The 9,102-nt window shown below is 49.3% G+C and carries 9 protein-coding genes; 5 read left to right on the forward strand and 4 right to left on the reverse strand.

The window, feature by feature from the left end:
* Positions 1-32: 32 nt before the first annotated feature.
* On the reverse strand, positions 33-1,649 hold the full coding sequence (locus tag R5268_RS16495) for an amidohydrolase family protein (protein ID WP_182107411.1): 1,617 nt from the start codon (positions 1,647-1,649) through the stop codon (positions 33-35).
* 205 nt (positions 1,650-1,854) lie between these two features.
* On the opposite strand from R5268_RS16495, the gene R5268_RS16500 reads away from it, so the two are divergent.
* A complete protein-coding gene (locus R5268_RS16500) occupies positions 1,855-2,337 on the forward strand; it encodes a hypothetical protein (RefSeq protein ID WP_275902720.1) in 483 nt (160 codons plus the stop codon).
* Between the two features lie 17 nt (positions 2,338-2,354).
* On the opposite strand, the gene R5268_RS16505 is transcribed toward R5268_RS16500, so the two are convergent.
* Positions 2,355-3,383: an AbrB family transcriptional regulator gene (locus R5268_RS16505; protein WP_054424272.1), complete on the reverse strand. Its 1,029-nt coding sequence runs from the start codon at positions 3,381-3,383 to the stop codon at positions 2,355-2,357.
* A 78-nt stretch (positions 3,384-3,461) separates the two neighbouring features.
* Between R5268_RS16505 and R5268_RS16510 the strand changes: the two genes are divergently transcribed.
* The gene (locus tag R5268_RS16510) at positions 3,462-3,716 is read left to right on the forward strand and encodes a GNAT family N-acetyltransferase (RefSeq protein ID WP_317419794.1); all 255 of its coding nucleotides are present in this window, start codon (positions 3,462-3,464) and stop codon (positions 3,714-3,716) included.
* Positions 3,717-3,725: 9 nt separating this feature from the next.
* On the opposite strand, the gene R5268_RS16515 is transcribed toward R5268_RS16510, so the two are convergent.
* Positions 3,726-4,376 carry a TetR/AcrR family transcriptional regulator gene (locus R5268_RS16515; RefSeq protein WP_107680562.1) on the reverse strand — a complete coding sequence of 217 codons (651 nt, stop codon included), beginning with the start codon at positions 4,374-4,376 and terminating at the stop codon, positions 3,726-3,728.
* 217 nt (positions 4,377-4,593) lie between these two features.
* Here R5268_RS16515 and R5268_RS16520 point away from each other — a divergent pair, with 217 nt between their 5' ends.
* Together R5268_RS16520 and R5268_RS16525 are read left to right on the forward strand one after the other, a co-directional pair.
* Positions 4,594-5,808: a Tm-1-like ATP-binding domain-containing protein gene (locus R5268_RS16520; RefSeq protein ID WP_046895388.1), complete on the forward strand. Its 1,215-nt coding sequence runs from the start codon at positions 4,594-4,596 to the stop codon at positions 5,806-5,808.
* A gap of 11 nt (positions 5,809-5,819) precedes the next feature.
* Complete coding sequence (locus R5268_RS16525) at positions 5,820-6,647, forward strand: phosphoenolpyruvate hydrolase family protein (protein ID WP_317419795.1); 828 nt, start codon at positions 5,820-5,822, stop codon at positions 6,645-6,647.
* A 162-nt stretch (positions 6,648-6,809) separates the two neighbouring features.
* Here the strand turns inward: R5268_RS16525 and R5268_RS16530 are convergent, their stop codons facing one another.
* A complete protein-coding gene (locus R5268_RS16530; protein ID WP_107680560.1) occupies positions 6,810-7,106 on the reverse strand; it encodes a hypothetical protein in 297 nt (98 codons plus the stop codon).
* Positions 7,107-7,620: 514 nt separating this feature from the next.
* Here R5268_RS16530 and R5268_RS16535 point away from each other — a divergent pair.
* Positions 7,621-9,045, forward strand: coding sequence for an HlyD family secretion protein (locus R5268_RS16535; RefSeq protein WP_181257673.1), 1,425 nt, complete (start codon positions 7,621-7,623; stop codon positions 9,043-9,045).
* The last annotated feature ends 57 nt before the right edge of the window (positions 9,046-9,102 follow it).

The following is a 9,102-nucleotide window of genomic DNA, read 5'->3' on the forward strand; positions in this document are numbered from 1 at the left end:
GGTTTTTTTGTGCTTCTCACACTGACGGTCAATTATTTTTTATAGCGGTAACCGGCTGAGAAATTCTCACGCGCCTGTTCCTGTGCGGTATCGAAGAATGCAGCCACTTCTGCTGCTGTCTGTTCCGGCAGCTTTTTCGCCGCTTTCTGAATACGGTGCAGTGCTTCCGTCGCATCAGAACGGATTTTATCGGTATTCTGCTGTGTCAGCTGACCAAAACGTTTTTTCACATCCCCGTTGACGATAACGGTATCCACCCCGGACGCAGTGGTTTGCAGTACCACTGATCCCGCCGGATAACTCGACGGCACAAACGCCTCTTTCTGGGAAACGATAATAATATCTGCTTTTTTACCTTTGCTGATGGAACCGATTTCTTTCTCCATCCCCATCGCTTCCGCACTGCCGTGTGTTGCCCAGGTCAGCGCATCGCGCACACTCAGGTCAATCTTAGTGGTGGTTTTGCCGGTGCGGTTTGCTTCCGCTTCATTATCCATACAACGCTGGAACTGAAGACCCAGACGCATCTGTGAGAACAGATCACCGGAGCCGACACACACAATGTCACTGCTCAGTCCGGGTTTAAAACCGTGGTCAATGCTGGCGCGGAACGGCGGACGCCCCATCCCCATCTGCATTTCGGTTTCCGGTGCGATAGAAACTTTGCCGCCGGTCTCTTTCAGGATCTTCCATTCACTGTTATCGAGAGAAGTACAATGGATATGGAGATGGCCGGGCTTAAGCAGATTATTGTGTTTCAGCTCATGTAACCCTTTCAGAAGAATCGATTTTTCTGCCGCCCCGGTATGGGACGCCACAAAAATCCCCAGTTCATTGGCCAGCTCAATCTCTTTCGCGGTATCAGCAAACGGGATCGTACCGAAATCACTCAGCAGAACCCCCATCTGGTTGAGGCTTTTATTACTGTGACCGTAATAGTGCTGATGGATATTTTTCATCACATCCAGACGCTGCTGATGGCTGCGGAAGCGGTTACTGCCTTTATAATCATACGCCTGCATACCATAGGCATAGATACTGCGGATACCGGAGGCGCGCAGGGATTCAATCGCTGCCGGTGCATGATCCGGTGAGTTAACACAGTCACAACAGTCAAGAATGGTCGTCACCCCGGCGTTCAGTGCCTCCACTGATCCCACCAGCGCCGCCATGCGGATATCTTCCGGCTCCATGACCGAGCCGATACCGTAGAAGGTGGAACCGAGGAATCCGGCCAGTGACATATCTGCGGAGATCCCGCGCAGCAGTGACATCCAGGTGTGACGGTGACTGTCGATAATCCCCGGCAGAATAATCCCGCCGTCGGCATCAATCAGCTCCGCATCAACCCCGGCAAATTTAGACACCGGGCCGATATCGACAATCTTATCACCGTCAACCAGCACTGCACCGTCCGGAATATCACCGTATTTTTCATCCATAGTGATAAGATAGCCGTTATAAATCAGCTTATTACGCTTATCGGTTTTGATATAACGTTTATTTTTATCATCAGCCCCCGCCAGCACGGCATTGCCGCCCGCTAATGCAGAATGGCTGCCGAGTACACCTGCCGCCAGCCCCGCAGTACCAAGACCGGCATTTTTCAGGAAAGACCGTCTTGACGGGTCCTGCGCTTTCTCTGTCATTGAATTATTGCTCCTCACACAGTTAACAGACATCTATAAAATGTACTGCATAGTACACATTTAAAGTCTAACAAGACTGATTCGTATTAACCAGTACATATTGTGTGATTTTCTGTCCCGGCTGACACCGGACACAGTTTTTACCGTGCACTTTTTTTATACTGACTGATATATTTTCTGTCTGAATATCAGGGAAGAAACAATAGTGCGTCCGGCTTATTTGTTTGTCAGGGGACTGTCTGTACTGCTGCTGTGCGGGATGTTAAGCGGCTGCGGGGTATTTTATGGTGCCATGTGCGGCAGTATGGCCCTGTTTACGCCGTCAGAGTCAGTGACAAAAATTCCGCTGCCGGATGCGGTAACCGGCCGCCCGTATGATCAGACCATTGAAATCGCACGGAATACAGGGATGATCCCGTTTTATGTCAGTGATAAACCGGACTGGATGACAGTCACGCTGATGTCAGAAAATGAGGCCGGTGAATGGCTTCCGCTTATCACCAAAGAGGAGTGGCAGACACGGGTGATGAAAGCCGGTCAGCGCCCGCTGATCGCCGCCCGTTTGCAGGGAATACCGCCTGAGCGCGGCAACGTCCGTATAAAGATCAAAGGCGCAGCTTACGGCACTATGTGCGGAAGTTCTGATCCGGTTTATTCCCTGCGGCTGACCGTGAAAAAAGCGGAGTAATGACTTACTACGCTTAATTATTTACTCCGCCGTTCCTGAATATACAGCACCACTGACGGCACACTCTGAATAATCAGCATGCGGAGAATATGGTTAAGCATCACAAAACCCGCATCAATACCCATGGTAATCGCAGCAAATGTCATCGCTTCCATACTGCCCGGCGCCCAGGAAAGCAGCAGTACCGGGAAGGGGAATCCGGTCAGGTGAGAAGCACCGAATGCAATCAGCGCGGTCAGCATAATATTGATCAGTACCACCTGTGCGGAAATCACCATATTACGCAGCAGTGACCTCAGCGGAAACAGCACAAAATAAAGCCCGATATACATGCCAATCAGCGTCATACTGATATCATTCAGCGGCAGCGGGAAAACAATGTAAGTACTCACCATGCTCTGCACGGCGATCGCCGCACCCAGTGACGTCAGCATAAACGGGGCGGGAACATTGATTTTTTCCAGCACTTTGCCGGACAGATACCCGCACACCGCAATCACCAGCAGCCACAGTACAGACACCAGACTCTGCGGCGGAATATCCGCAGGCGGCAGGACAGGATGATCACTGCCGACCACCACACCCGCCAGCATAATCAGGATGATCAGGCGGATAGTATGCGAAATCACCACCTTCTGCGGCGGCGTACCGGTATGATCTGTCAGCGCCAGAATCGCCGCCATTGCCCCGGGTACCGCACCCAGCAGCGATTCCTGAACTGACCACCCCACCCGTTTGCGGAACCAGAGAAAACTGACCGTAAACTGCACGGCCAGACACGACACCATCGTGAGCATAATCAGCAAAAGATTATCAAACTGACTGAGATCGACACGGGTAAACATCAGCCCGACGGATGTCCCGAGTACCATCTGAACAAAGGTTAATGTTCCCCCGGGGATAGTGAGCGAAACATTGAAACGGTGCACAATAATAATCAGAATGATGGGACCGAACATCAGTGCCATCGGCACATTCAGATATGCCAGCCCTGACCCGGTGGCGAAACAGGCTGAAATTCCCGCTGCTGTTTTGATAATATTCATATTGTTATTATTTCAGCCGGTTGCCGGTACAGAAAATCAGTTTATCACCGGAGCAAATTAATTACAGAGGATATAATTATGCGGGTAACCTTCTCGCCATCAGAGGCGGAGATCAGTGTGGTGCAGAATGGCCTGCGCGGGCAACGTATCGGTACAGCGTTAATTTGTCAGGCGCAGGAGTGCGCCCGTGAGCGTGGTGCAAAATTTGCCCGGGTGGATACTTTCAGTTTCCGGGCGCGCCCTTTTTATCTGAAAATGGGTTTTGAGGAAGTGCTGACACCGGAGTCCTATCCCCGGGTACATGAACGTATTTACTTCCGCAAGACATTATAACAGCCGTTATTACGGCTGTTCGTCCTGCTGCGCCCGGCTGTCCGCCATCGCCTGATTCAGAATCGCTTTTGCCATCCACTGTGTAATATCAATGACTTCACCGTCATTCATCTTCCAGATATCTTTCATCACCAGGAACACTTCCGAGCCGTACACCAGCGAGAATGCACGGACCACTTTATCCAGTGTTTCCTGATCGACATGCGCTTTCAGCGGCTCCGTGACATTGGCCAGAATCGCCTTACGGTGGCCTCTGACCAGTTTTTTCTCTTCATTAATCTGCGATTTGGCCGATGCCGAACGATCCTGCGCCCACTGCTGCAATGACACATACAGTGCTGCACGCAGTGCGCCTTCGTGGCGGAACATCTGCGGGTAGGCAAACGCCAGCAACTGCTCCATCCGGTCACGGGTTTCCGGACTGTCAGAGCGCCAGGTCAGAATCGGCCCGAGGCTGGCATCGACTGTCGCGGCGATTAAATCACTTTGTGTCGGAAAATAGCGGTAAGCCGTTGCCCGTGACACCCCGGCCTCCGCCGCCAGTTCAGAGACTGACGGAATCGCGCCCTGTTCAAACAGGGTCAGCGCGGTATTAACCAGCAGATTAAATGTCCGCTTACGCGTGCCGGAGTAAGGTGTTCCGTCATCAGTACAGGCCATAACTGATTTTCCTTTCATGATTTCTGTGAATTTTTCGCGGCTATCTTACACAACATCCCTGCCGGCAACACCCTAATGCTGTTTTTTTGTCAAAAAAATGATTTAAATGTAGACAAATTGAGATGGATGTCTCAAAATCGGGCAAACAAAATGATACTACAGTCTCATTATGGTTATGATGCGTTATCAGACATCCGATATCCCTTTGAGGTTAACCATGAACAGCAATAAAGGCGCTGTCTATATCGCCACAACGCTTGATACCAAAAGTGATGAGATTTTTTATGTCAGTGAGCTGATTCAGCGCACCGGCCTGGCAGTACGGACTGTGGATTTAACCACAAAACCCGGTCAGCTGACCCGGGAAGCGGATGTCTGCGCCCGCGACGTCGCTGCCTGTCACCCTGACGGCGAAAGCGCGGTTTTCTGCGGCGACCGCGGCCGTGCGATTGCGGCCATGGCTGTCGCCTTTGAGCATTTCCTTGCAAAACAAAATGATATTGCAGCACTTCTCGGTTTGGGCGGATCCGGTGGAACGGCACTGATTACACCAGCAATGCAATCCCTGCCTGTCGGCATCCCCAAACTCATGGTTTCCACCATGGCCTCCGGTGATATTTCCGGCTATATCGGCGCAAGCGATATTGCCATGCTCTACTCTGTCACTGATGTCTCCGGCCTGAACCGAATTTCACGTAAAGTTCTCCGTAATGCGGCTAATCAGATTGCCGGGGCGGTTTACTTCTGTCAGGAAGAGCAGGTAACTGATAAACCTGCCGTTGCCCTGACGATGTTCGGCGTCACCACCCCGTGTATTCAGCAAATCAGCAAAGAACTGGAAGCGGATTACGATTGTCTGGTCTTTCACGCGACCGGCAGCGGCGGTAAAGCTATGGAAAAACTGACGGATGATCATCAGTTCGACAGTGTCCTTGACCTGACCACCACGGAAGTGTGTGACTATCTTTTCGGCGGCGTACTGGCCTGTGATGACGATCGTTTCGGTGCGGCAGCCCGCTCACAAACACCGTATATCGCCTCCTGCGGCGCACTGGACATGGTCAATTTCGGCCGCCCGTCCACGGTTCCGGAAAAATATGCTGATCGTCAGTTTTATCATCACAACGCCCAGGTCACCCTGATGCGTACCACCCCGGAAGAAAATGCACAGATGGGGCGCTGGATAGCAGAAAAACTGAACCAGTGTCACGGTGATGTCATTTTTATCATTCCGGAAGGCGGTTTCTCCGCTCTCGACGCTGAAGGTATGCCTTTCTGGTCACCGGAAGCTGACCGCGCCTTTATTGAGGCGTTCGAAACACATTATAAACAAACAGAAAAACGAATTTTACGCAAATGCCCGTATCATATTAATGACCCGGAATTTACCCGTTTTGTCATTAACCAACACCAGCAATTACGGGCGAAATAAGGAGACACAAGATGCCACTTTCCCGTGACGCATTACTGAAAAAATTCAATGACATGATTTCACGCGGTGAACCGATTATCGGCGGCGGTGCCGGTACCGGTCTGTCAGCAAAATGTGAGGAAGCCGGCGGTATCGATCTCATCGTTATCTATAACTCCGGCCGTTACCGGATGGCAGGACGCGGCTCACTGGCCGGTCTGCTGGCTTACGGTAATGCCAATGAAATCGTTATGGATATGGCAAAAGAAGTGTTGCCGGTTGTCAAACACACCCCGGTACTGGCCGGTGTTAACGGCACCGACCCGTTCTGTCAGTTTGATAAGTTCCTGGACGATATCAAAGCCACCGGATTTTCCGGCGTACAAAACTTCCCGACAGTCGGTCTGATCGACGGTAAATTCCGCGCAAATCTGGAAGAAACCGGGATGGGTTATGCGCTGGAAGTGGAAATGATCCGCAAAGCTCACGAAAAAGATCTGCTGACCACGCCGTATGTTTTCAGCCGTGAAGATGCCATTGCCATGACCAACGCCGGTGCGGATATCCTCGTGCCGCATATGGGTCTGACCACCGGCGGTAATATCGGGGCAGAAACAGCGACTACGCTGGATGATTGTGCTGAGATGATTAATGACTGGGCGAAAGCAGCAAAAGCGATTCGTCCGGATATTATTGTATTGTGTCATGGCGGGCCTATTGCGACACCGGAAGATGCACAATACATTTTAGATCGCTGCCCGGACTGCCACGGTTTTTACGGGGCCAGCTCCATGGAGCGTTTACCGACAGAAGTGGCACTAAAAGCCACCACCGAAGCATTTAAAAATATAACAAGATAATTAAATTATTTATTTTAAGTCAACACCAGGTGCCTGCAATATATATTGCAGGCATTTTTTTATAAAAAAATCCGCCATCATAAATAATCCGGCGGATTTGTATATATCAGATTTATTACGGATAAATATGCTTTTCAGCAACCATAATAATACTGTATTTAATTACGCAACTTTTTTCTGTTCTTTAATGCTTTTTGCATTACTGACAATGCTGGTCACGCCAAAACCGATACCTGCTGTTGCGAGGATCGGGCTCAGGCCTACAGCTGCACCGATACCGCCGCCCAGCATTGCGCCGGATACTTTGAAGTTAGTTTTGTAGCCGCCTGCAGCACAACCTGCATCAACGATACCACCGATAGCAGTGCCCATAGTAGCACCGATACCACCGAATACCAGACCCAGACCTAACAGGCCGCCATTAACTTCATTCATTTCCAGAGTTGTTAATTCTTTCATAATTTTATTCCTTTAATTCCCTGACGGGATAATATCCGTTACCGGGTTTTAACTAATAACCGCAGTGGTTCTTACAGGAGAAGATATAATTCCTGTAATTGTTCCGGAGTATACTCCCTCAGAACATAAAAAAAAATGGATTATTTATTTTGCCTTACTAAACACCGTATTTTATGTAATTACACTTAGAAAAAACATATTATTCTTATTTTAATTCACAACATGAGCATCAATTGAACAAGTATTAATACGCCATCGAATATTAAAATCTCATTTTACGTTCACGATAATACACCAAATATTTACGTAACAATATTAAATACTCAAATCATGTTATTTACTGCGATAATTCTGATAATAGACAGGAACAGTAGCGTTATACCGGCTATTTTATGTAATTAAGTATAATTTCGGATACGATAAAATATCTCCTGAGACTAAAATTACCGTTTGAAACAGAGGCAGGCTACGTATGTTAACGGGTAACTGTCTCTTTTAAGGATTGGAGTCCATATTGTTCCGGCAGGAAGCACTTGATAACAGGAAAATGAAATGGCGGGGGAAAGCGTTATTGCTGCCCGGAATTCCGCTGTGGATAATTATGGCCGCATGTTCCGTATTCCTGATAGTTTTTCTTATTTTTATTATTTTCGGATCTTACACCAGGCAGGTCAATGCCACTGGTGAAGTCACCACATTCCCGCGGGCCGTTACTATTTATGCTAATGCTCAGGGGTTTGTCACGAAACAATATGTCCGTGAAGGCCAGCATATTAAAAAAGGGGATCCGGTTTACATAATCGATGTCAGCAAAACAACGTCCAGCGGTGTGGTCAGTGATAATCAGCGCCGGGAAATTGAAGGCCAGCTTCTGCGGGTTGATAGTATGATCACCCGGCTGGAAGATAATAAACGCGATACCCTGGATGCGCTGGAAAAACAAAAATCGCTGTATATTGATGCCTACAAACGTTCGGCAGGTATTGTAAAACGTGCCGAAGAAGGGATCTCCATTATGAAAAACAATATGGAGAATTACCGGTCCTATCAGAAACAGGGATTAATTAATAAAGACCAGTTGCTTAATCAGGTCGTGACTTACTATTCCCAGCAAAACAGTCTGCTGGGATTAAGCGGTCAGAATGAGCAGAACGCCCTGCAAATTACCTCACTGGAAAGCCAGATCCTGACTCAGGCTGCGGAATTTGATAACCGGATTTATCAGATGGAACTGCAGCGCTATGAGTTACAGAAAGAGATGGTCAATACCGATGTCGGCGGCGAAATTATTGTCCGTGCCCTGACTGACGGCCGTGTGGATTCCCTCGGCGTGACGGTCGGGCAGATGGTTAATCCGGGTGATACCCTGCTCCAGATCCTGCCGGAAAATATCAGTCAGTACTGGCTGGTGCTTTGGGTACCCAATGATGCACTCCCTTATCTGAACATCGGTGATGCTGTAAATATCCGCTATGAGGCGTTTCCGGCGGAAAAATTCGGCCAGTTCGCTGCCTCCATTCAGATGATTTCCAAAACCCCGGCCTCACCGCAGGAAATGATGACCTACGCCGGTGCACCGAAAGTCAGTCAGATGCCGCAGTCCATCCCCTACTACAAAGTCATTGTCCGCCCGGAAAAACAGATGATTGCGTATGACGGCCGCGAACTCAGCCTGCAAAACGGCATGAAGGCCAATACCAGTCTGTTTCTGGAAAAACGCAGAATCTATCAGTGGATGGTTTCACCGTTCTATGACATGAAGCAGAGTGCCTCCGGGCCGGTGGAATTCACCACGGAAAACCCGCTGGCAGGTATTATCGGCGAAACACAGAAACTGGCCGCACAGGCTGAGATCCCGTCACCGGATCACACTGAGGACACCACTCCGGTGGTTAACTCACTGGGTGCATTCGGGAAAACAGGAGCAGACACACCATGACAGAACGGATTCTGTTATCTGACCGGGAGGCCGTATGCGCCGTTTATCCTTAAAAAA

Origin of the sequence: Morganella sp. BCCO 40_0007 (assembly GCF_032989665.1) — a bacterium.
GTDB lineage: Bacteria > Pseudomonadota > Gammaproteobacteria > Enterobacterales > Enterobacteriaceae > Morganella > Morganella sibonii.